The sequence below is a fragment of the Bradyrhizobium sp. USDA 4369 genome (genome assembly GCF_054056435.1).
In genome coordinates this window covers 6,427,477-6,448,805 of the sequence record NZ_JBSRYH010000001.1, presented here as the reverse complement: position 1 = coordinate 6,448,805, position 21,329 = coordinate 6,427,477, and the positions used below count along the sequence as shown (strand labels likewise).

Genomic DNA, 21,329 nt, shown 5'->3' with positions numbered 1-21,329 from the left:
CAACCGCTTAGCGAACGGTCATTGGATTCTGACCACAACTGTGTCCGCCGCGCCCGTGGCGTCGATGACGGTCAGGCGGGCAAAGCCCGGCCCGGGCGGATCGATCAGGCGCTGGCGCCGGCTGTCGATCTCGCCGACCGGCAGGCCGTTGACCAGCATGGTCAGCGGCAACACGCCGCCGGAGACCTTCACCGGCATCACGGCGGCCTCCGGCCCCGCGGCGCGGTCGACATCGATGCGCGAGCCATTCAGCGGGAACTGGATGTGCGGCGCCTGCTCGGCGCCGGTCCGTAGCAGCTCGCCGATCGGACGGAACCGGCGCAGCGGCAGTGGCAACTTTGAATTGCCGGCAATAAGCGCCCCCTTGGGCGGTTTGGGCAGGGCCGCCGGCAGCTTGCCGCTTCGTGCGAAGGCGTCGAACAGGATCGGCGCCGCGGCGACACGGCCGATCAGGCCCGGAACCGGCGCGCCGTCGGGACGGCCGACCCAGACGCCGATGGTCATGCGGCCGTCGAAGCCCACGGACCAGGCGTCGCGATAGCCGTAGCTGGTGCCGGTCTTGAAGGCGATGCGGTTACGTGCGGCATTTTCCGGCGGCGGCGTTCCGAGCAGCACGTTTCCGACCTGCCAGGCGGCCGCCGGATCCATCAGCCGCATCGGCTCCCTGGTGTCGGTGTCCTCGGCCGTCAGGCCCTCAGCCGGCAGGATCTCGCGCAGCGGCCTGGTGGTGCCGAGTCGCGGAAACCCGGCATAGAGCTGCGCGAGGTCCTGCAGGGTCACGCCGACCCCGCCGAGCCCCATCGCCAGACCGGGCGCCTCGTCCTTCGGCAGCACCAGATTGCCGCCGGCCTGCTTCAGCCGCGACGACAGCCGGCTGGCGCCGACGCGGTCGAGCAGCACGATCGCCGGCACGTTCAGCGACAGCTGCAGCGCCTTGCGCACCGGCACCGTGCCCTGGAACGTCATGTCGAAATTCTCCGGCGCGTAGGAGCCGAAGCGCACCGGGCGGTCCTCGATCAGGCTCTCCGGATGCACGAAGCCGTCCTCGAAGGCCAGGCCATAGATGAACGGCTTCAGGGTCGAGCCGGGCGAGCGCACCGCGCGCGTCATGTCGACCTGCCCTGCCCGCCGCTCGTCGAAATAATCCGCAGAGCCGACATGGGCGAGCACGTCGCCGCTGTCATTGTCGATCACGATGATGCCGACCGAGATGTTCGGTCCCAGCGCGGCAGCGCGGTCGCGCGCCAGCGGCTCCAGCACCTTCTGCAGCGATGCGTCCAATGTCAGCCGGATGATCGGCTGGTCCTTCACGACCGCCATGGCTTGGTCGGCGGCATGCGGCGCCAGGATCGGCATCGGCTTGCGGAAGGCCGGCACCGGTTGCGCCTTCGCCTGCGCGGCGTCCTCGGCGGAGATGACGTTCTCCGACACCATGCGATCGAGCACGCGGTCGCGGCCGCGGCGCGCTGCCTCCGGATGGCGATCGAGCCGGCGCGTCTCCGGCGACTGCGGCAGCGCGACCAGGAGCGCGGCCTCGGCCAGCGACAGCCGCTTCGGCTCCTTGCCGAAATAGGCGATCGAGGCGGCGCGGATGCCCTCGAGATTGCCGCCATAGGGCGCGAGAGTGAGATACAGATCGAGGATCTCGTCCTTGCTCAGCTTCCGCTCGAGCTCGAGCGCGCGCACGATCTGCCGGAGCTTGGCGTGCAGCGAACGCTGCCGCCGCGGCTCCAGCAACCGCGCCAGCTGCATCGTGATGGTCGAGCCGCCGGACACGATATGGCCGTGTGAACCGAATTGAATCGCCGCCCGCGCCAACGCGCGCGGATCGACGCCGTGGTGATCATGGAAGCGTTGGTCCTCATAGGCGAACAACAGCTTCAGATAGGTCGGGTCGACGTCCTTCTTCGCGCTGACCGGCAACCGCCAGCGCCCATCCGCCATCGCATAGGCGCGCAGCAGCTTGCCGTGGCGATCGACCACGGTGGTGGAGAGCGCCTTGGCGTCCTGCAGCGGCAGCGGACCGAGGGAGATGGTGTAGACGGTGAGTGCGAGGGCGACGACCGCAATGGATGCGAGCGCGAGCATCGCCAGCCGCTTGACGCCACGCCATCTCCTCCCGTCATGGCCGGGCCTGTCCCGGCCATCCACGTCTTTCCCAGGACTCGGAGACTGCGTGGATGCCCAGGCCTTCGCCGCGCCGAAGCGGCTTCGGCCGCGCAGGCGGGTCAAGCCCTGGCATGACGGAATGTGTGGCTCCGTCATCCGTCCATCACCGCTGGTCCCGCCCTCGCTCATTTTGCCGCGCGGACCTCCACCGAGCCCGTGCCCGTCCGGCCATAGCGCGAGGGGTTGTACATGTCCTCGACATAGGCCTGCGGCAGCACATATTTGCCCGGCGACACCGCGCGCACGACATAGGCCACGGTGAACACCGCCTTGGCGTCCGCGGTGCGGTCGAGCGCGGCGGTGAAGCGGTCGTCGCGGAACTCAGTGTTCACGGGTTCCTGGCCGTCCTCGATCCAGTCCAAGGTGCCGCTGTCGCCCGACGACACCAGATGCGGATTGTCGATCTCCAGCCCCGCCGGCAGATAGTCGGACACCATGATGTGCCCATATTCCGGCTTGGCCTCGGTGACCTTCAGCACGACCGCGAAGCGATCGTTCTGCTTCACCGTCTTGATGTCCACAGGCTTGCCGTCGAGCGTGTAGTAACCGCGCTCGATCTTGAAGCCGTTCGACGCCGCCGGCTCCGGTGTCAGCGGCGAGCCGGACACCGAGACTACCGCCTGCACCGGCGCGTCGCCGGTGTTGGTGATCTTCAGCGGCTGGCCGGTGAGTTCCGCCGCCTTGTAGCTGCGGTACATCGCCTGCTTCACCGCCTGGCCGTTGACATCCAGCGTCAGCGTCTCCTTGGCGAGCGCGCGTGCCGCCAGCACCATCCACGCATTCTCCTGCGTCGAGGTGTAGGGCGTCAGCCCGCGGGCGGCTTCGACGCGGGCCACCGCCTGGGTGAGCGTGGCGCGCGGCGCATTGCCCTCGCCCGCCAGCGACACCAGCGCGGCGGCGTCACGCAGGTCGGAGCCGTAGTCGGTGCGGCCGAACACCAGCACCGGTTTTGGCGCGAGGCTGTCGGCCGCCGCGGCATAGACCCGCTCGGCGCGGGCGCGGTCGCCGACCAGCGCCAGCGCCGCTGCGAGCTGCGCCTTGGCGATCGGGGTCGCGAGGTTGCCGAGCTTGGTGTCTGCGAGATAGCGCAGGTCGCCGATCGGCGCCGCGCCGTTGCGCGCCAGCACGTAGAGGCCATAAGCGAGATCACGGCCGCCGGTCTTCTCCGGCTCCTCGGCATTGACCACCGCGTTCCTGACGCGGTCAAGCGCGCTCTTGAACAGCACGTCCGGCACCGCAAAGCCCTTTTCGCGGGCGCGGGTCAGGAAGTCCGTCACATAGGCATCGAGCCAGGTATCGTCGCCGCCGGCCGACCACAGGCCGAACGAGCCGTTGGATCCTTGACGCGCCAGGAGCCGGTCGATCGAGTCGCGGATGCGCTGGTCGACCTCGGTATCCATCGCGAGATGCGCGCCGGCCGCGAGCTCGTTGACATAGAGCAGCGGCATTGCGCGGCTGGTGATCTGCTCCGAGCAGCCATGCGGATAGCGGTCGAGCGCCTTGAGGATGGTCGCCGCGTCGAGCGCGGTCGACAGCCCCGCCGACAGCGACACCGTGCCGGTGCCCGCCACGAGATCGCTGAACATGTCCGACGTCAGCGTCAGGCTCTCGCCCCTGGCCAGCGTCCGGATCGAGCGCCGCGCCAGCACCTGCGTCGCCGGCTTGACGTCGAGCTGATAGTGCCGCACCAGGCTCAGCCCGTTCGGCCCCTTGATGTCGACATCGAGCTGCGCCTGGCCGGTGCCTGATGCATCGAGCGGCAGGGTCGACGACATTCGCTGCTTGGCGGCGAGCTTGAGCGTCACACTGGTATTGCCGGACACCTTGACCGGTCCGCTCGCCTTGACGGCCACGACATAGTCGCCGGGCGCGCCCTCGACATTGTCGACATCGAAGGACAGCGTGCCGCGGTCGCCCGAGAGCAGGAAGCGCGGCAGGGTCGCGGTCAGCACCACGGGATCGCGCACGGTGACGTCGACGGTCGCGCGGCCGAGCTTGGTCGCGCTCCACGCCACCGCCATCACCCGCGCCGTGCCGGCGAACTCGGGAATGTCGAAAGCGACCTCCGCGGTGCCCTCGGGCCCGACGGTGACGATGCCCGAATACAGCGCCAGCGGCTTCTGCGTCGGCGGCGAGCCCTGCAGCTCGGCGCCGCCGCCATCACCGCCGGAGCGGATCTGGCCGCGCGTGCCCTGCATGCCGTCGATCAGCTGGCCATAGAGGTCGCGGATCTCGGCCGAGAGCTGGCGTTGACCGAGATAATAATCGTCCGGCGCCGGCGGCTTGTAGTTGGTGAGATTGAGGATGCCGACATCGACCGCCGCGATCACGATCTTGGCGTCCTCGCCGGGATTGAGTCCGCCGATCTTGACCGGGATCTTCAAGCTGGAGCCCGGGCGCACCAGCGCCGGCGGCGTCAGCGCCACGTTGAGCGTGCGCACGGATTTGTCGATGCCGAACCAGGCCACGCCGAGCGCACGGCCCGGCATGCGCTGCGCGGCCGCATCGAGCGGACGGCGGAGCGTCGTCACGACATAGGCGCCGGTGCCCCAGTCCTTGCCGACCGCGAGCTTGACCTGGTTGGTGCCTTCCTTGACCTCGGAGGTCTGCGTCGTCAGCAGCCGGTCGCCGAGCACGTTGACCGTGAGCTTGCCGGCGGTCCGCGCATTGACCGTCACCACCATGGTGTCGCCCGACTGATATTGCGGCTTGTCGAGCGAGGTCTCCAGGAGGTCCGGCGTGTCGGCGCTGCCGTCGGTGTACCAGCCGACATCGAACTGCAGCGAGGTCACCGGCCCATCGGGATCGGCCGATTTGACGTCGAGCCGGTAGCGCCCGGCCTCAGGCTGGAAGCTCAGCCGCGCCGGTTTGTTGGCTGCGATCGTGACGTCGCCATCGCCGACGCGGCGCGTCGACTTCACCGGCTCATACTCCCAATAGGAATTCTGCCGGTACCATTGATAGCGCGACTCGATCTTCAGCAGCTCATAGCGCAGGCCGTTGCGCGCCAGCGTCTTGCCCTCCGGCGACACGAACACGACGTCGAACTCGGCCTTCTCGCCCTCGCCGACGCTTTTTCCCGAGAAGGACGGCTTGATGCCGATCTGCGCCGCCTTGGGCGCCACCGGCAGCACCAGCTTGCGCTCGACAGCGCGGCCGCCGGTCTCGGCCATGCGCACGAAGATCTGCGCCTCCTGCGGCCGGCTCGACGACGGCGGCTTGGGCAGGCTGACCGGGAAGGTCGCCATGCCCTTGTCGTCGGTCTCGGGCAGCCCCTCGATCGGCGTTCGCTCGTTGGAGGCGCTCTCCTCGTCGGCGACGCCGAACTGATAGCCCGCAAAGCCCGGCCGCTCCGAGGCGGTGGTGACCAGTAGGTCGCCCTCGAGCTGCAGGCCGGACGCCGGCGCGCCATACAGGAAATGGCCGTCGACCTTCACCTCCACCGGCGCGTCAGCCTTGATCTGCTTGTCCTTGGACGACAGGTCGAATTCCAGCCGCTCCGGGACGTAGTCCTCGACCATGAAGGTGGTCTCGCCGACCGCCGCCCCCTTGGGGTCGGTGAAGGCGCGCACGCGATAGGTCCCGGTCGGCACCGCCGCGTTCAGCGCCACGCTCAACGACCGGCCGCCGGCGCCCTGGTCCGGCACCACGGCGCGGCGGAACTCGACGCCATCGGGACGCTCGACGACCAGCGTCAGCGGCGTGCCGGTCATGGCGTTGCCCTTGCCGTCGCGCAGCAGCGCGGTGAGATAGACCGTCTCGTTGGAGCGGTAGACGCCGCGCTCGGAATACACGAAGGCATCCGGCCCGGCCGGCGCCTCGCGCCCGGCGACGCCGCGATCGGACAGGTCGAAGGCGGACGTTTTCAGGCTGAGGAAGGCGTAGTCGGTCTTCTCGCCGGATACCGTCAGCATCGCCGGCGACAGCCCGCCCTCGCCGCGCGCCAGCCCGGCCTCGAACAGCACATGGCCGGCCTCGTCGGTCTTGCGCGTCGCCAGGATCTCGTTGTTGCGCGCCACCAGCCGCACCTCGGCGCGCGCCACCGGATCGGTCGACGCCAGCGAATTGACGAAGACGTGGATGCCGTCATTGCCGGAGAACGCAGCGACGCCGAGATCGGAGACAATGAACCATTGCGTCGCGAGCTGGCCGCTGTCCTCGTCGCTGCCGCCGCTGGCCGGGCCCTTGGGCGCGGCGGTCATCACATAGACGCCGGGCTGCATGTCGCTGATCGCCTGGTCGACCGGGAAGGCGGTCGTCACGTCCTGATTCAGGGTCATCGCGGTCGCGAGCTCGCCGCTCCACACCTTCAAGCCGCGCTCGTTGCCGAGGTCTGTCAGCTGGTAGCTCGACAGCGGACGCTGGAAATCGCTATCGATGACCGTGTTGATCAGGTTGCGGTCGCCGATCCGGAACACCTTGACGGTGACCGCGGGCGTGTTCACGCTGACCAGCGGGATGCCCTTCTGCCCGGTGCGTGGCAGCACATAGGCCTTGCCGGTGAAGCGCACGAACGGCTTGCGGTCGCGGACATAGATGTTGAACTCGGCCGATTTAGGCAGACTCTCCTTGACGCCCGAGGGCAGCCCGGCGCGCAGATTGATGTTGTAGCGCTCGCCGTGCTTGAGGCCCTCGACGCAGAGCTGCTTGTCCTCCGACGTCAGCGCCGGCTTGTCGGTGCCGGCCTGCGCCACGAAGGGCGAGAAATCGGTGCGCTTGGCGAGGTCCTCGGAGAACTGGAAGCAGGCGCGCGGGCTCGCCGAGTCCGAGTCGACGGTGTAGTCGAGCAGCTTGAAGCCGTGCTCGTCGCGCATCCGTTCATACTGCCCGCGGACGTCGGCGACCTCGCGCAATTCCAGCGACATTCTGAGCGTATCGAGCGCCGGCCGCCACAGCTTGCGTTCGGCCATGGTCTTGCCAAGCACGGCGAGCGCATCGGCCTCCTCGCCGGCATTGCCGGCGCGCTGATAGGCGATATAGGCCGCCGTCGAGGCGCGCTCCAGCAGGAAGGTCTGCTCCGAGGAATTGATCGGCTTGATCTGGTTCAGCACCGTCCGAGCCAGCCGCAGCCAATTGCCGGAATCCTCCGGCGCCGCGGTCGCGATCTGCCCGAGGATCTGCAGGCCGGTGCGCAGGTCGTTGCGCCGTAGCGCCGCGTCGGCATCGGTGCGCAAGGTCGGCAGCGGCTTGTTCACCGCCCCCGCCTCGGTCTTGATCTGGGCCTCGAGCTTGATGGCGGCGTCCGCCAGATCGTCGCGCTTGAACGCCTTGTCGGCGGCAGCAGCGGCAGAACCGGCGGACACGAGGCCGAGCGCCATGATGGCGCAGACGGCAGCGGCGCGAACCAGACCGATCATGGGACAACTCCTTGGGGCGGCTCTACGGGGCACATCAGACGATCCCCGTGTTTGGCCGATTCGTGGCGAGAATGGACGCGAAATGGTGACAGGCTGATGGCAGAGGTTGCATGCGCAGGACTCGCGGCCGGCCGCCAAAACCCCCCTCCGCTCCTGCGGCGGCGGGCCAGTCTTGGACTCAGCGGCAATTCACAGGGCATGTTCACCGGACACAGCATACGGCCGAGGCCCGCGGCGGCCGTTCATCCGGCGCTGCAGACCCGAGGATCGGGTCTTTTGCCCCTCCTCCGCCTCCGCTTGGTCGTCCGGTCCCCGGTTCCGGTTCGGCCGGGCTTGGCGAAACCGAAGATTTTTCATATGACCATGCTATGGATGACCAGCCAGCCGGGCCCCCGCCCGCGGCTTTCACCCCGTGACCACGGTCCCATAGCTCAACTGGATAGAGTAGCGGATTTCTACTCCGCGGGTTGCAGGTTCGAGTCCTGCTGGGATCGCCACCACGGCCGATGGCAGCGAAGACGCCTGGAGCCATGGACCCTCCTCGTCTTCGACGGCCCGTCCCGAGCGGTCTGGGTTCATCATCGGGGCAGAGATCACAGCTACCGCCGTTCGTTGCGCCCGATCGAAGCAGCTCGCCTTCGCAGAGCAGTTCTCCCCTCGCAAGAGTTCGAAGCCGACGGAGCAAGCTGGGAAGTGATTCGCGACCGTCCGCTTTCAACACACCTTTATCGAAGTGGGAGTTCATCAAAAATCGGCGGGCCATCCGTGCACCAACAATTCTGAACCGCGCCTGTTAAGCCATTCAGATTTCTACTTTTGAACATTTATTAGCAGGCCGATGTTCGTTGCCGCGCGAAACGCCCGTTGACATCGCACATACAGCCAGCGTGAAATAAGTCTGATCGACGCGGGGCTCTGATGAACATGTTTTCTTGTTCCGTTTCCGCTGCGCAATCTCGCGTACTCACTCGATAGTACCGGCTACAACAATTTCCGCTCGCCGCGTTGTGAGCCAGATGGTTTTACCACAAAGCCTTCTCTCGCCTCCCGGCAGCAATGGCTCGCGGCTTCTTCCAGCCCACAGTCAATACAGGGGAGACACTGTAGGTCGACACAACACTAGCGTGGCGCGCCGGATTCCGCTCCTGCCGCTCCCATCCCTTTTTATTGGACCATAGAACAGGTTCTGTGGCCGGCGAATTCTTCAACACCCGCTTGTTTACGACGAGACCCCAGATGCTGATTAAGGACCGCCAATTCGCTCAGCAGACGACGCCACCCGCAGCACGCCACAATCCAGCGGAGGCCCGCTGCCTGATCTGCGGATCTGAGATGGCTTTTCTGTTTTCCGCTCCAGCTCACGAAGAATGGTTCGAGCTGTATTGGTGTCACGAGTGCGATTTCGGTCGGCTGGCTGGAGATTTCCCGCAAGACCGAGTCGCTACCTTCTACTCTGACGACTACTATACTCACAGCGTTAAACAGAAGGAGAACCGGGCGCCCTCCCTATCTGAGCGGGCTCTAATCCATGCGGCTTGGTTGCTCGACAATGGCCGGCACTTCAGTCCGACCGAGGTGCCGCAAGGCATGACCTTCTGCGATATCGGCTGCGGCAACGGCGATGACATGCGACGCTTCCGAGAAGCCGGCTATGAAACGTCTGGCATCGAGCCAGATCCTCTTGCACGACGGCAAGCGAAGGCCCACGGAAGCGTATATGCAGGCATCGCCGAGGATCTGCCATCCATCGGCCCCTTCGACGTCGTATCGCTCATGCACTCGCTCGAACATTGCAGCGACCCCGTGAAAGTCATTGAAGGGGTCAAGCAGTTGTTGGCGGACGACGGCACGCTGGTCATAGAGGTCCCAAACAGCACCGCACTCGCCTTTAAATGGTTCAAGGAAAGATGGCCATGGACCGACATACCGAGACATCTTTCGTTCTTCACAGAGACCTCGCTGCGCCGACTGCTGGAGCGTTGCGGGCTCGAAGTGACGCACGTTCGATACGTCGGATTCACGAGGCAATTTTTGCCTGAATGGAGGACCAAGGTCGGCTCAAAATTATCCGGATGGCCTCTCCTGATATCGAGCGGGCTTCTCCGCGATTCTTTGAAGTTCGACTCTATCCGAATTCACGCGGCGAGACCTTAACGTCGTGCTGGCGGCAATCAGAGCCCGGGTGAAACGTCGCCTCGATGCGCTGGCGGGTGACTGAAGTCGCACTGACGCTCGTCGCCAACGGCTCTTGCCGGAGTGGAGAAGTTGACAGACCGAGACCATCGACGAAACGGTTCCTCGATCAGGTTGAACGTGAGATAGGCGAAACCGATCACGATCGCGATCATCATGATGACCATGGCGTCCGCGGCCAAAGGGATCTGGCTCGAAATGGTCTGAGCGCCCCCGGCTTCCTTCGAAATCGGCAACCACATATGCTTGGCAAGAAAGCCGATCGCATTCAAAAGCCTCGCCTGTACAAACATATGCGTCATGTAAATCGAGTAGGACAACGCGCCAATCAGCGCAATGCTGCGATACTTCAAGGTCGCACTGATCGCACCGCCTTCGCGAGCGAACACAAGAATTGCGACCACAAACATTGGCGGACACAGAAAAGAAACCGGGCCAGCTCCCGCAACAGCGACGATCAGGAGTGAGGCAGCTACGACGGCAAACTCGGTCAGCGTCGACGTTCTGAACGACATCACACGTCCCTCGCGGCGCCGCCAGAACTCGAACGCCAAGGCTCCCATCGAGAAACCAAAGAGGCAACGCAACAGTGCGCCTTCGAAGCAGACGTCCAGATATCGATCGCTGACCGCCAGAAGCATCGGGGGCACGATCACAATCGGGAGAGCAAGAAGACAGTAGAATAAGTTGCCCGAGACTCTGCACACGAGAGCGAACACCAGATAGGTCCAAACCTCGGCCGAGATACTCCAGCTCGGTGGATTCCAGTTTCCCAGGTTGCCGTCCGAGAATGCTTGCAGCAATGCCGCCGTGATCCAAAAGCCAGACCAGGAATAGCCGCCCATCGCCGCGATCGGAAGGTAGAGGCAAATGACGAACAGATGCAGCGGATACAGCCGTCCCAACCGCAGAAACATGAACTGCGGAATCGGGAAACCTGCCCGCAGCTTGTCGCCATAGCTCGAGGCGATTACGAATCCGCTCAGCACAAAAAAGAAATCAACAAACAGAAATCCGTTCTTGATGAAGGGAAGCGCGGCCAGACTCGAGTTCGAGCTAAAATGGTAGGCCGCGACGATGATCGCGCAAATGCCACGTAGGCTATCAATAGCCACAAACCTTCGTGGCATCATCTGATAACCGTCCCGCAACGCAGCCAAGCCCAGCACGCGCTCCAATCGATCAATCTTCCGCGCCCCATGCGGACCGCTCAGCAAACTCAATTTCGACAAAAATTCACAATGCTACGCGAAGCCAATAGCTCCACCGCATTGATGCAATCAGCTCGGTCAACTCTGAGCTCTAACCTAACCGCGCGCAAGCCAAATCTTATCAACTACAGCGACAGTTGGGGACAATGGCTATGGAGAATATTAGCAGCCGATCTTCTCACCGAAACGCATCTACGCCAGGCGACGATCACGCAGCCCGATCAGTTGGTGCCCTACCATGGTAGGATCGTCGGCACGACTTTTCGCCGCGCTTCGACGGCCATAGGCCAGTACAAGGCTTCCCCCATTGAGCGCAGACCGCCTGGGGTGCGGGCTCCGGGGATGCAATAGACTCATCCGGGAATGCGAAGGACGCACCCGCCGGCCCGGGCTGGCAAGTGTCGCGCGGGCGAAACCATTTTCCCGGCCCCACGACAACGTCCTGAAACAGAGCTCCGGCACGTTTCGACCGGTCAGATCGTCCAACGGGAGCGACCCATGTCGGCATTGATGAATTTCATTTTCGAGTCCTATTGTCTGAGCTGCCAGGCCATGTTTCCCGAGCTCGTCTCCGCCAGCCAGAGCGTGGCGGAATGACCGGCGACGCCCCACGGCTGGCGCGTTAAGCTTGCCTCTTCAGCTTAACGGCGGCTTCCATTTGACGTTTTCGGCTCCATCCGCCACCTCGGGGGCACGGAGTCGTCGCATGTTTGAATTGGCTGTTTTGACCGCAATTTGTTGCATCGCCACTGCCACCAGCGTCACCATCTACCAGCGTCGCCAGGACGTCCTTTACGGTCCCTACATCGAGCGCTCGTGCAGGCAACCGTCGCCGCAGGATCGCGGCATGGAGGGCGAAGCGTCCTGAGACGCCTGTCTGGTGTCCCGCCGCGGTGACCCGGGGCCGGCTTGCGCGCCCCGCCGCCGATCAATCCGCCAGCGAGGCCCGGGCACGCTCACGGTTCACAAGCGCATCGAGCTTGTCGGCGCTCATGATCTCGCCGCTCGGGGTGCGGATGCTGACGAGCGCGGCACCGAGGCGCAGATAGACATGGGCCGTCAGCAGCGCGTCCTGCGCGCTGCGACAGCGCAGCGTCGCGACGGCATTGGCGCTTTCCGCCCTGACGGTGAATGGCATGACGCCCATTGCCGCGAGTCCGCTTGCGAATGACAATCGATCCGCAAAACCTACGCGGACAGGTCCAAGCGCGGCATTGAGCTGGATCAAACCACCGGCTCCGCCGATCCGGTTTCGGCCAAGCCCGCCTGGCGGGGTTCTGTCGCGAGCCCCCGGGCTACGCCGCACTGCAGCCTGGCGGCGGCTGTCGACCGCCCTAACCGCGGTTCAACGACAGGCTGATGCGGGTAACGAGACTGTCCCAAGCACGCTCCCAGGCCCGGGGGTAATTGATCAGGACACAATGCACATGGGCGGCCGTGAAGTTGCACCTGTTGTACCAGACATAGTCTCCCTTGGTGCTGGAGACCGCGAAGAACCGCCGCGTGATCCGCTTGTACTGGATGTTCGACGGCGGATTCTTCTTGGCAAGGAACTCGGCCGGCGTTTCGCGCCCGCCCCGGGCCACCGACTGGACGGTCAGGCTGGCACGGCCATCGCCGGTTTGAAATCGCTGGCCGTATCCGTCCGGGCGGCCCGCCGTCTCGCTGAAGATCGAGGTGGGAATATCCACCGAGGTGCCGGTCTCCGGAATCCGGTAAACCGTCCAGCGCACCGGCTCGGCGCCGACGCGCGCGCTGCAGCTCGCGACCGCCGCAACAATTGTCAGCGCCTTGATCATCACATGCATGTCTGTCGTCCTGAACGGCATCAGAAGCGATAGTTGCAGCATTTTCGCGGCCCCGCGAAGGCGGCGACAGGGAACGCATACGCCGCAGGAAGGTTCACGACGCCCGGCTCCGCCATGCCACACGATCCCTCATGGACGGACCGGCTCCCAACGCCCCTGAGCACGCTTCGGCGCAGCAAGACGCCGATCCCCGCTGATCATTGCAGCTGAGAGGGAACGTGGATTTGCGGCGCCGGCACGCCACTGCCCGCCATCAGTTCCTCCATGTCTCCCGCCGGCGCGGTCTGCAATCTGCTCAAGAACGCGTCGAGTTGAGGCTTGAGCTGGGCGACGACGAAGCGGGAGCCTTCCGGCGTCAGATGGATGATGTCCCATGTGATCGGCGTCTCCGGGTCGGCCTTCAGCGGGCATTCCCTGGCGCGGCATATCGCGTCCAGAATCGAAACATACTGAACCGACGGGTATGAACGCGCGATCTCCCTCATGCGGTCATCCGCCTTGAACGCCCCTTCGATCGGCATGAACGACTTGCCGGCCGGCAGATGACTTCGCTCGTAGTTGAACAGGGTCGCCGCCAACGGCGCCGGGAATTCAAGCGAGGGACCCAGCAGCAGCACGGGAATGCCGGCCTCGTCAGCCGCTGCGAGCAGCGAACGCAGATAGTCGTGGAAACGCTGCTCCGTCGGCCGATCATAGAACTCGGAATAGAAGCGCCAGTTTCCGGAAAGGATGATGCCGGTGAACCGCCGCGCCTTGATCTGGGCACGCAGCATCTGATTGATCTCGTTACAGCTCCGCGATGTGTCCTGCTTCAGTTCGACAAAGGGAGCACAGGCCGCCGCCGTCATCTGCATCAGATGAACGGAGTCCGAGGGAAAATAGCTGCGCAAGCCCCAGTCATAGTGCGCAGCGATGCTGTCCCCCGCGAGCAGAACGTTGCGTTTGTTGGCAATCGGCTTCAGGCAGTCCTTCATGTCGAAGGTCGAGAGCGGCTCATCAGGCTGCAGGAAGCAGCTGTGCGTCCGGTAGAATGGCGCCACCGTCTGGCTATTGTAGCGGAGCATGCGCGCCTGCGACTGCGGAAAGCGCTGGGCATAGCCGTCGTTCGAATAGCCGTGAGCCCCGATCGCGATCAGCACGACGGCTGCGCATGCAATGAGCCGCGCACCAGGCACTCCGCGCCATTCGATCCGCTCCCGCGCAGGACGCTCGACCAGGACAAAAGAGAGGGAGGCGAGCAGCACCGTCAACAGCAGCAGCGCCGCCGTCGCAGAGACCGAACCGGCGGCCTCCAGCGGGAGCGCGGCCCTGCCGAGCACGAAGACCGGCCAATGCCAGAGATAAAGCGAGTAGGACAATCGGCCGAGCCGCGCTCCGAACGTGCCAAATGGCAGCGCCGGCCTGCCCTGCTCCTGGTTGAATGCGAGGATGTAGAGCGCGGCGCCCAGGCAAGGCAGCAGCGCGTTGAACCCAGGAAAGCGCGTCTCCGGCCGGAACGCGACCACGGGAAGCAGCGTGAACGCAAAGCCCAGCGTGGCAAGCAGAAGCCGCGCCGGAAGCCTGACCGGCGACCACCGCTGTCCCAGAAAGACGATGCTTCCGACCAGGAACTCCCAGGCCCGCAATGGCGCAACATAGAACGCCGCGGACGCCGATTGCTTGATCCAGAGTTCGCTCAGAACGCACAACGCCACCGTGCCGGCGGCGACCAGCCCGAGCGATCGCCGCGACGTCGGATCGGCAAACAGCCTGCTCCACAGCCACGTCACCACCGGGAAAAGGAAGTAGAACTGCTCCTCGACCGACAAGGACCAGGTATGGATGAGAACCTTGCCGACGGTGGGAAGATCGAAATAGCCGGTCTGAAGCCAAAAGAAGATGTTCGACGAAAACAGCAGAGCCGAGACCGCGCTGCCAAAAAACATCCGATAATCGTCAGGCGGAGCCACGAACCAGGCCGCCACCCCGGTCGATAGGATCATCAGATAGAGCGCCGGAAGCAGCCGCCGCGCCCTTCGCTCATAGAAGCGCAAGAAGGAGAACGATCCAGCATCGATCTCGGACCATATCAGCCGGGCAATGACATAGCCTGAAATGACGAAGAAAATATCGACGCCAACGAACCCGCCACCGAACCCTGGCAAGTCGTAGTGAAAGCCAATGACCGCCACGACGGCCAGTACGCGGAGATAATCAATGTCCGCGCGATACTCCAAACGCATTTTACACGTCACGCTATTAGTCCTGATGGGCGCGAAACGTACCGCCTATCCCATGACTCCACGTGACATCTCTGGACACGAACATCAACAAACAGAAACAATCATCATGCATTTCTCTCTTGTGTGTCACCGAAACGCATCACGCGAAATCGACACACAGAATTCCGGGACAGCCGAGACTTCGGCGGCAGCTTTGCCGAAACAGGCTTTTTATGTGGCATTCATGTGAACTATTCGCGGACACGCCGGCGCAATTGCAGCGGCGCAGCGCACGCTCCTGCCCAAGACCGGGTTGGATCATCAATGACGTTCAGTTCTGTACTTACATGGGGAAGCGCTGCCCGGCATGTCAGGCGCGTTGCCTCGCCGCGCAGCACCATCAGCCGCGCCCCTGCGCGATCTGCAGCAAGACTGCTCGTCGGGCAAATCAGCCCTCCGATGACGGATCAGAAGCGCGCCTTGCCAGCGCGGCTGGCCGACCGAAAGCGCCTGCGTGCAGAGACTAAAATCACTAACTCCGTCAAGTCGATTTGGCCTGTCCAGTCGCCCATGAAAAAATTCCTCCGTTTCCTTTTTCTCGAAATTCGGTTTGACTGGCTGCGTCTCGCCTCGGCAGAGGGACGCATCGCGATCGTCACGAGCGTTGAGTGTGGGATGTGGCGGGCGCAGCGGGTTGCAGCATGGCGATCATGCGGACGAACAATCTCGCGGCGCACGGTCAAGTCGCGTGGTCTTGATATCCCGATGCTGATATCCCCGCGCAGTGCGTGCGAGCGCATTGTGCGCATGGTGGCCAGAACGCCCGGAGCACCAGGGAGCGCGCGAAGCAGCCGTTAACACCGTCGCGCAGGGAATGCCGGTTGATCGGCACCACCTGTGGTCACTGCCGCCTGCATTTTGTTCGCAGGCGGGCCATGGGTGAGGCCTTCACCCGGCATTCCCTGCCCCCTCGCGGGTTCGAGCGAGGGTCGTTCAGAGGGTCGTTCAACAGCAAAACTCGGGCATCCCGGCCGCGAGATCGCGGATGCGCGCCCCTTTGCGGCCCCTCGACAGTCATCTCGACACCCGATGTTGGCTCGACCGGTGGCGACAGCGCACGATGAGAGTATGGCTGATGTTAGAGGACTGCATCCACAATGAGACCTCGGCGGGAGGCTTCTGCCACCATCCTTCATATGATACCGGTCAGGCCATCGACCTCTGCAAACTAGTGGCGAGATCGCCACACTCGCCCACTCCTTGCCGCAAATTGGCCGACGCCGGGACGCGCTGGGCCTATACTTCGAGTTGCTTTTGCAACCGGGCGCCGCGACTCCTCTCGAGCAGTTGTTAAGACGGCCAAGTTGAAGCAGGCGTTGACTCTTCCAGCAGCTTTTCCGCCGGAATTCAGCCTAGGAGGGTGCAGGCTCACCGTTCGACAACCTGCCGCCGTTATTAGACAGCCGAGACGTGCAACAATACTTCGCGCAACTAATAGCAACCTGAGATTTAGTTTGCGGATCATTTACTTTCCTCAACTTTGCCCCAAATTCTGCACGATGCTGGGTTCCACTTTCACAATTAGAACTCTTCTGGGCTTCAACATGATCCCGCCCCGAAAGGGCTTCTAATCATCTCCGTATATTCTTTTCGTGCCTCAATCTCAGTCTTCGTTTCGCGTACAGAGGTCCACAATGACAACACTGACCAAGGCTCTCCCGACCCATCTCGAAGAGACCCGCATCGACTCCGAGAAGCTGCGGACCATCCTGATGCTATGCGGCGCCACTGCATTTGGCTTCATTCTTCACGCCACCTACGGACTCGATCTCAGCTACGCTTTCTTCTGATGCAAGCTCACCGCTGGGGATCCCGGCGGGTCATTCATTGCGCGATACCATCTTAGTTTGCAGAATTCGGCTCGCGGGGCTCTTCAACCACCCCGCGCGTCGTCTTTCTTTCAAATCGATCTGCCATGATGCGTGGTACGGCGGCGGCGTGGACCAGCCCCGACAGCGCGTGCGCGTCTTGCGCATTGCGATTTTTCACCATGCGAGTTTTGCACAAGGTGGTCGCAACGCTCCCACAATTTCGCCGCGACCGCTCGACACGCTCAGCAGGTGAGTCGGTTGCTTGAGGACGAGTAGCGTCATGCGTTCGCCAGTCTATGATCTCTATCAGATGAAGCAGGACCGCCTGCCCAAGGGAGCCCGTTCGGCCTGGCTGAGAACCCGGCCCAATGAGCCGCCGCCATCGGCGGATGATTGGGTGTTCGTCGGCAAGGAGCGGCATCCGAGCCGCTGGACCGTCGCCGAGATGAACGAGAAGGGCACCTGCTATCGCGAGATTCCCGTCTGGCTGTCGAGCAGGCGGAGCCTCGTCGGCGCGGCGCCCGAGAGCGGTCTACAATCGTCGCCGGCCGCCTGAGGCCGGCAGGCTCGCTAGACGTCGTCCTGGACGAACATCATCAGGCTCTGCCCGGCCGTGGCAGGCGTCCCTTGGCTGCGCTCAGCTTGACGACCCGGCCCTGCTCGGCCGCCGTGACGTTCGTATATTGCAGATTGAGGTTGGCCTGGTCGAGTTGCGCCCTTGCCTGCTGCAAGCGACGCCCTGGCGGCCCTGCTCCCGCAGCGGCTGCCCTGCCCGTCGATCACTCGGACGCAGCTCATCCGCGGAGCACAGCCACGCGGCTTGATCTGGGCATCCACGGGATCACCTCAGTTTTCGTGGTGGGCGCGCCTGGTTCATGCCCCGGCGCGTGCGCACAGTCATAGACCGGCCCGCACTTCGTTCCCGGGCGATGACGCCGCGCATATCACCTAAGCGAGTCTGACCCCGTAATAGTCGTCGACTTTGCGGCCCGTTGCGAGGTCGCCCCAGTCCCATTCGCGCTCGTCGGAATATTTCGGCGCACCACGAAGCTGCTCCTCGGTCACGCCCGTCACATAGCCGCCAAGACGGGTGTCATATTTCAGCGATTGCCAAGGCAGAGGATAATGGTCGTTACCCAAGCCGAGAAAGCCGCCATAAGCCAAAACTACATACGACGCCCGGCCGCTCAGCTTGTCGATCATCACACGTTCGATCGTGCCAATCTTGCTGTCGTCAGCGCCATAGACGGCGGTGCCTTCGACCTTATCACTCCCGATCAGATTGCCATATTCGCGTTGGTCCAGCATGGACGTGTCGAGCGTCATCTCAACCTCCGTTCTTAAGAGCTTCGAAGACCGGCAGCGTGCCCCCTGCGGGCGATGTTCCCGCCATTCTCAAGCAGCTCTTTACGTCAAGCTGTCGTATCGTCCTTGCGCTCTGGATGACGCGTCGCGTCATGGGAGGGCGATTGGGGCGACGTCGTCTGGTGAGCTGCCTGAGCCCGCTCCTTGTCGGCCGGCTGCTCCTCGCCGCGTTCGGTCCTCACGATCCCCTGGCTATCTCGCGTCATCTGCGTGTCTCCTTTTGGTTCGCTTAGTGAAGCAGGGCGAGCGGGACACGACGGATCTCGTCTCCCTCCTCGTTAGTGACCAGCAGCGCGTAATTCTGGCTGCGGAGTTCGGGATACGCGGCGATGAGCTGACGCGCGATAACATCGGCCGAGTCCATCGCCTCGACGTCGCCCGGCAGTTCAACGTCGCGTTCTGCCGCGACCGGTTCGTTGTTTGTCAAATCAAATTGATAGAATGGCATCTTGTTGCCCACGTTCAGCTTCGCGCCCTCGCCGGATGTGTTTGCATCCGTGATCTGAAACGACGCACCCAGCCGGCATTCGTTCCCAGGTCGATGCGTAACGCGCCAATTGGCCTCACCTCATCCGCGATCACTGCATGCCAATTTTCCAATACCAAGTCGAAACCTTCGTCGGCCGTCTGGTTGGTGAGCACCATCACGAGGAACAAGCACATGGCCGATGAGCACCGATCTTCGATGTCCCGACGCCGGATGGTTGGGGGCACGGCAACGCTCGTAGCTGTTTCTTTGACCTCAGCAGCAGCGAAAGGACGAGACAGGATGGCGAGTGACTCCGGAGCCCCTCAAGGGCTTATCGATCCGACGAACAACTATCCCAGGCCGCCATTCGAACGGTAGTCGCAGCCCTGGCCGGGTCTTGCCAGCAAGATGTCGCCGCGCCCCGATCACGGCGAGACCAGCTACACTGGCTCCGAGCGCCTTGCCGGCCGCAAGGCCCTGATCACTGGCGGCGACTCGGGGATGGGCCGGGCGGCGGCGATCGCCTATGCCCGCGAAGGCGCGGACGTCGCCATCAACTACTATCCGACCGAGGAACCGGATGCACGGGAGGTGATCGACCTCATCAAGGCAGAGGGACGAAAGGCGGTCGCACTGCTTGGTGATCTGCGCGACGAGCGGTTCTGCCAGCAGCTGGTGCAGCAGGCTATCGAGGCGCTCGGCGGGCTGGACATCATCGTCAGCAACGCAGCGCGGCAGCAGGCACGTCAGTCGATCCTCGACGTCTCGTCGGAGGATTTCGACGCGACGATGAAAACGAATATCTATGCTACGTTCTGGATCATCAAGGCCGCTCTCCCTCATCTCCGGCCAGGTTCGGTGATCATCGGCACCTCGTCCGAGCAGGCCTATGACCCGTCGCCGGATCTTTATGACTACGCCCAGACCAAGGCTGCCACCATGAACTACGTAAAATCGATTGCAAAGCAGCTTGGACCGAAGGGCATTCGCGTCAACGCCGTTGCGCCCGGCCCGATCTGGACGCCGCTGCAGGTGTCGGGCGGAGCAACGATGGAGAAGCTGGAGAAGTTCGGCGGTCAAACGCCGCTGGGTCGTCCGGGTCAGCCCGCCGAGTTGGCCTCGATCTACGTTCAGCTCGCCGCAGCCGACGCGAGCTACGCGAATGGCCAGGTCTATGGGTCTTCCGGAGGGTCAGGCCACCCCTGACGCGGCAGCCTCATCAGATATGGGTGACCGGCTGCGGAAGCGAATACGCTTCGGTATGAACCTGGCGGATCGTCGTGAATGCGGCGACCGCCGAGGCCACGCTGAAGGCGGTCAGGAGCGCTATGAGCACGGTACGTGGGGCCATCCCGGGTTCTCCTTTCGCAGGTTAATCGCCGAGCGGGTCGGCCTTGCCGGCGGTCACCGGCGCGACCTCACCGTCCAGCCAATCCTGCTCGTCGGCAAGCGCGTGCCAGCCGTGAGCCATCCGCGTGAAGCGGCGGAATGCCGGATCACTTCCGGCGCGCTCCGCAAGGTGAAGACAATTGTCGGCGTTTTCTCTGAAGATGTCTGATTGCTTCATTTCGATGACTTGGGAAGCCTGCCGGACGCACGCAACCGCGTTACGCGATATTAATGCAGCCTGGAACCTGCAGACCGTTTCATCATTATCGAGGGATGCTTCGCGTCGTCACCCTTTTCGCCAGTGCGCTTCTGCTGACATCTGTGGCGCCGAGCGTTGCTCAACCCGAGAGCAAAGCGGGGAGGCCCGCGGAAGCACCTTTGCCTGGCGCGGCTCAGGTCCTCGCGAAGCTGAACGAGTTCAATGCATTTCAGCAATCCGCCAGCGACCGGACGTCCGCGTTCGACCGCGCCGATTTGACGAGCGCGGCAGCGATTCGGGCCGATGCCGCCACGCGGCGGGCCCGCGCCCTGGTCGAACTCCAGACCCGAACAGGCCTCAAGGCTGAGCCAGCATCGAAGCAGTCGCTCGGCCGAGAGACCATGTAGACCGACGTCGACCCGGCCGACGGCCCCAGTTTCGTGCGACAGTTTTACGCCGCGCAGGTCGCAGAATATGACTGAACCGTCACCATCCTCACGAAGTACCTTCAGGCACCCGATAATGCCGAGCTTCAGCGTTTTGTTGCAGCCGAACTCGGCCTGCTGCAGAACGAGCTCGCCGACATAAAGGCAGCTCTTGCGACGAAATAGTCCGATCGTGTCAACGGCCGGTCTTGTTCTGCTGCTTGCGGCGACCTGACGCTGGAATTGCTCTCCGGCATCTTGTCCCTGCCCTGATCGCCGTCGTCATCGCGTCCGCCGGACGACGAAGTACCACTTCCGCTCCGACTGCCCTGCCCCGAGTCGACGGCCGTTGCCGATCGCGGATTGACTGAGCTGACTGCGGGGTCTCCGGTGATGGATCCCGGTCCGCCGGGTTGACCCGATTGAGCCATGGTTGTTGCGGTCGACGCGAGAGACAGGGACACGGCACGACTGATCACGAGTGGTTTATTCATCAGCTTCTGCTCGCCAATCAAATCCATGGAGCAGCGCCAGTTCCAATGCGGTCACACCTGGGCGACGAAAATGTTTGGAACATTTTTCGCGAAGAGAAGTTGAGCCGCTTGTGCCGTATCCGTGCGGTTCCATCAGTGGGATTATCTGTATCCGGCTTGATTTGGCGAGTTGCCGCAG

The 21,329-nt window shown here is 63.5% G+C and carries 16 protein-coding genes, 1 tRNA gene and 2 pseudogenes; 7 read left to right on the top strand and 12 right to left on the bottom strand.

Annotated elements, in window-relative coordinates; translation table 11 throughout:
* Positions 1 to 18 precede the first annotated feature (18 nt).
* Together pbpC and ACVIJ6_RS29220 are read right to left on the bottom strand one after the other, a co-directional pair.
* Entirely contained in the window at positions 19 to 2,298 is a 2,280-nt protein-coding gene (gene pbpC, locus ACVIJ6_RS29225; RefSeq protein WP_456775547.1) for a penicillin-binding protein 1C, read from the bottom strand.
* Positions 2,295 to 7,526 (bottom strand): alpha-2-macroglobulin family protein, encoded by a 5,232-nt coding sequence (locus ACVIJ6_RS29220; protein ID WP_456775546.1) that lies wholly within the window; start codon positions 7,524 to 7,526, stop codon positions 2,295 to 2,297. The genes pbpC and ACVIJ6_RS29220 overlap by 4 nt, the downstream gene beginning before the upstream one ends.
* A gap of 420 nt (positions 7,527 to 7,946) precedes the next feature.
* On the opposite strand from ACVIJ6_RS29220, the gene ACVIJ6_RS29215 reads away from it, so the two are divergent.
* Positions 7,947 to 8,023 (top strand) — tRNA-Arg (locus tag ACVIJ6_RS29215).
* 739 nt (positions 8,024 to 8,762) lie between these two features.
* Positions 8,763 to 9,680 carry a class I SAM-dependent methyltransferase gene (locus tag ACVIJ6_RS29210; protein ID WP_456775545.1) on the top strand — a complete coding sequence of 306 codons (918 nt, stop codon included), beginning with the start codon at positions 8,763 to 8,765 and terminating at the stop codon, positions 9,678 to 9,680.
* 17 nt (positions 9,681 to 9,697) lie between these two features.
* On the opposite strand, the gene ACVIJ6_RS29205 is transcribed toward ACVIJ6_RS29210, so the two are convergent.
* Positions 9,698 to 10,888, bottom strand: coding sequence for an acyltransferase family protein (locus ACVIJ6_RS29205; protein WP_456777106.1), 1,191 nt, complete (start codon positions 10,886 to 10,888; stop codon positions 9,698 to 9,700).
* 748 nt (positions 10,889 to 11,636) lie between these two features.
* On the opposite strand from ACVIJ6_RS29205, the gene ACVIJ6_RS29200 reads away from it, so the two are divergent.
* Positions 11,637 to 11,798 carry a hypothetical protein gene (locus ACVIJ6_RS29200; RefSeq protein WP_456775544.1) on the top strand — a complete coding sequence of 54 codons (162 nt, stop codon included), beginning with the start codon at positions 11,637 to 11,639 and terminating at the stop codon, positions 11,796 to 11,798.
* Between the two features lie 60 nt (positions 11,799 to 11,858).
* On the opposite strand, the gene ACVIJ6_RS29195 is transcribed toward ACVIJ6_RS29200, so the two are convergent.
* The 3 genes from ACVIJ6_RS29195 to ACVIJ6_RS29185 all read right to left on the bottom strand — a co-directional run bounded on the left by ACVIJ6_RS29195 (position 11,859) and on the right by ACVIJ6_RS29185 (position 14,960).
* Positions 11,859 to 12,077, bottom strand: coding sequence for a hypothetical protein (locus ACVIJ6_RS29195; RefSeq protein WP_172236430.1), 219 nt, complete (start codon positions 12,075 to 12,077; stop codon positions 11,859 to 11,861).
* A gap of 187 nt (positions 12,078 to 12,264) precedes the next feature.
* Positions 12,265 to 12,738: a hypothetical protein gene (locus ACVIJ6_RS29190; protein WP_456775543.1), complete on the bottom strand. Its 474-nt coding sequence runs from the start codon at positions 12,736 to 12,738 to the stop codon at positions 12,265 to 12,267.
* 197 nt (positions 12,739 to 12,935) lie between these two features.
* Positions 12,936 to 14,960 (bottom strand): acyltransferase family protein, encoded by a 2,025-nt coding sequence (locus tag ACVIJ6_RS29185; RefSeq protein WP_456775542.1) that lies wholly within the window; start codon positions 14,958 to 14,960, stop codon positions 12,936 to 12,938.
* 1,673 nt (positions 14,961 to 16,633) lie between these two features.
* On the opposite strand from ACVIJ6_RS29185, the gene ACVIJ6_RS29180 reads away from it, so the two are divergent.
* Positions 16,634 to 16,789 (top strand): hypothetical protein, encoded by a 156-nt coding sequence (locus ACVIJ6_RS29180; RefSeq protein WP_012043977.1) that lies wholly within the window; start codon positions 16,634 to 16,636, stop codon positions 16,787 to 16,789.
* Between the two features lie 301 nt (positions 16,790 to 17,090).
* Positions 17,091 to 17,366 (top strand): hypothetical protein, encoded by a 276-nt coding sequence (locus ACVIJ6_RS29175; RefSeq protein ID WP_456775541.1) that lies wholly within the window; start codon positions 17,091 to 17,093, stop codon positions 17,364 to 17,366.
* Positions 17,367 to 17,383: 17 nt separating this feature from the next.
* Here the strand turns inward: ACVIJ6_RS29175 and ACVIJ6_RS29170 are convergent.
* The 4 genes and pseudogenes from ACVIJ6_RS29170 to ACVIJ6_RS29155 form a co-directional block, all read right to left on the bottom strand.
* Positions 17,384 to 17,544 (bottom strand): annotated as a pseudogene (locus ACVIJ6_RS29170) (HlyD family secretion protein); the annotation flags it as partial.
* 214 nt (positions 17,545 to 17,758) lie between these two features.
* Entirely contained in the window at positions 17,759 to 18,136 is a 378-nt protein-coding gene (locus ACVIJ6_RS29165) for a PRC-barrel domain-containing protein (RefSeq protein ID WP_456775540.1), read from the bottom strand.
* A gap of 86 nt (positions 18,137 to 18,222) precedes the next feature.
* Positions 18,223 to 18,381, bottom strand: a complete 159-nt coding sequence (locus ACVIJ6_RS29160; protein ID WP_456775539.1) for a hypothetical protein — start codon at positions 18,379 to 18,381, stop codon at positions 18,223 to 18,225.
* 23 nt (positions 18,382 to 18,404) lie between these two features.
* Positions 18,405 to 18,635 carry a DUF6894 family protein gene (locus ACVIJ6_RS29155; protein ID WP_456775538.1) on the bottom strand — a complete coding sequence of 77 codons (231 nt, stop codon included), beginning with the start codon at positions 18,633 to 18,635 and terminating at the stop codon, positions 18,405 to 18,407.
* 201 nt (positions 18,636 to 18,836) lie between these two features.
* Between ACVIJ6_RS29155 and ACVIJ6_RS29150 the strand changes: the two are divergent.
* Positions 18,837 to 19,850: pseudogene (locus ACVIJ6_RS29150) on the top strand (SDR family oxidoreductase).
* Between the two features lie 13 nt (positions 19,851 to 19,863).
* Here ACVIJ6_RS29150 and ACVIJ6_RS29145 read toward each other — a convergent pair.
* Complete coding sequence (locus ACVIJ6_RS29145; protein ID WP_434867169.1) at positions 19,864 to 19,995, bottom strand: hypothetical protein; 132 nt, start codon at positions 19,993 to 19,995, stop codon at positions 19,864 to 19,866.
* A gap of 21 nt (positions 19,996 to 20,016) precedes the next feature.
* The gene (locus ACVIJ6_RS29140; protein WP_456775537.1) at positions 20,017 to 20,211 is read right to left on the bottom strand and encodes a hypothetical protein; all 195 of its coding nucleotides are present in this window, start codon (positions 20,209 to 20,211) and stop codon (positions 20,017 to 20,019) included.
* A 95-nt stretch (positions 20,212 to 20,306) separates the two neighbouring features.
* Here ACVIJ6_RS29140 and ACVIJ6_RS29135 point away from each other — a divergent pair, with 95 nt between their 5' ends.
* Entirely contained in the window at positions 20,307 to 20,639 is a 333-nt protein-coding gene (locus tag ACVIJ6_RS29135) for a hypothetical protein (RefSeq protein WP_456775536.1), read from the top strand.
* The last annotated feature ends 690 nt before the right edge of the window (positions 20,640 to 21,329 follow it).

Bases quoted from the DNA above. Each gene is read 5' to 3' on its own strand.
- ACVIJ6_RS29190 (WP_456775543.1), bottom strand. From the start codon at position 12,738: ATGCATGTGATGATCAAGGCGCTGACAATTGTTGCGGCGGTCGCGAGC.
- pbpC (WP_456775547.1), bottom strand. From the start codon at position 2,298: ATGAGCGAGGGCGGGACCAGCGGTGATGGACGGATGACGGAGCCACAC.
- ACVIJ6_RS29165 (WP_456775540.1), bottom strand. From the start codon at position 18,136: ATGACGCTCGACACGTCCATGCTGGACCAACGCGAATATGGCAATCTG.
- ACVIJ6_RS29140 (WP_456775537.1), bottom strand. From the start codon at position 20,211: ATGAAGCAATCAGACATCTTCAGAGAAAACGCCGACAATTGTCTTCAC.
- ACVIJ6_RS29145 (WP_434867169.1), bottom strand. From the start codon at position 19,995: ATGGCCCCACGTACCGTGCTCATAGCGCTCCTGACCGCCTTCAGCGTG.
- ACVIJ6_RS29195 (WP_172236430.1), bottom strand. From the start codon at position 12,077: ATGGGCGTCATGCCATTCACCGTCAGGGCGGAAAGCGCCAATGCCGTC.
- ACVIJ6_RS29135 (WP_456775536.1), top strand. From the start codon at position 20,307: ATGCTTCGCGTCGTCACCCTTTTCGCCAGTGCGCTTCTGCTGACATCT.
- ACVIJ6_RS29185 (WP_456775542.1), bottom strand. From the start codon at position 14,960: ATGCGTTTGGAGTATCGCGCGGACATTGATTATCTCCGCGTACTGGCC.
- ACVIJ6_RS29175 (WP_456775541.1), top strand. From the start codon at position 17,091: ATGCGTTCGCCAGTCTATGATCTCTATCAGATGAAGCAGGACCGCCTG.
- ACVIJ6_RS29220 (WP_456775546.1), bottom strand. From the start codon at position 7,526: ATGATCGGTCTGGTTCGCGCCGCTGCCGTCTGCGCCATCATGGCGCTC.
- ACVIJ6_RS29200 (WP_456775544.1), top strand. From the start codon at position 11,637: ATGTTTGAATTGGCTGTTTTGACCGCAATTTGTTGCATCGCCACTGCC.
- ACVIJ6_RS29180 (WP_012043977.1), top strand. From the start codon at position 16,634: ATGACAACACTGACCAAGGCTCTCCCGACCCATCTCGAAGAGACCCGC.
- ACVIJ6_RS29160 (WP_456775539.1), bottom strand. From the start codon at position 18,381: ATGACGCGAGATAGCCAGGGGATCGTGAGGACCGAACGCGGCGAGGAG.
- ACVIJ6_RS29210 (WP_456775545.1), top strand. From the start codon at position 8,763: ATGCTGATTAAGGACCGCCAATTCGCTCAGCAGACGACGCCACCCGCA.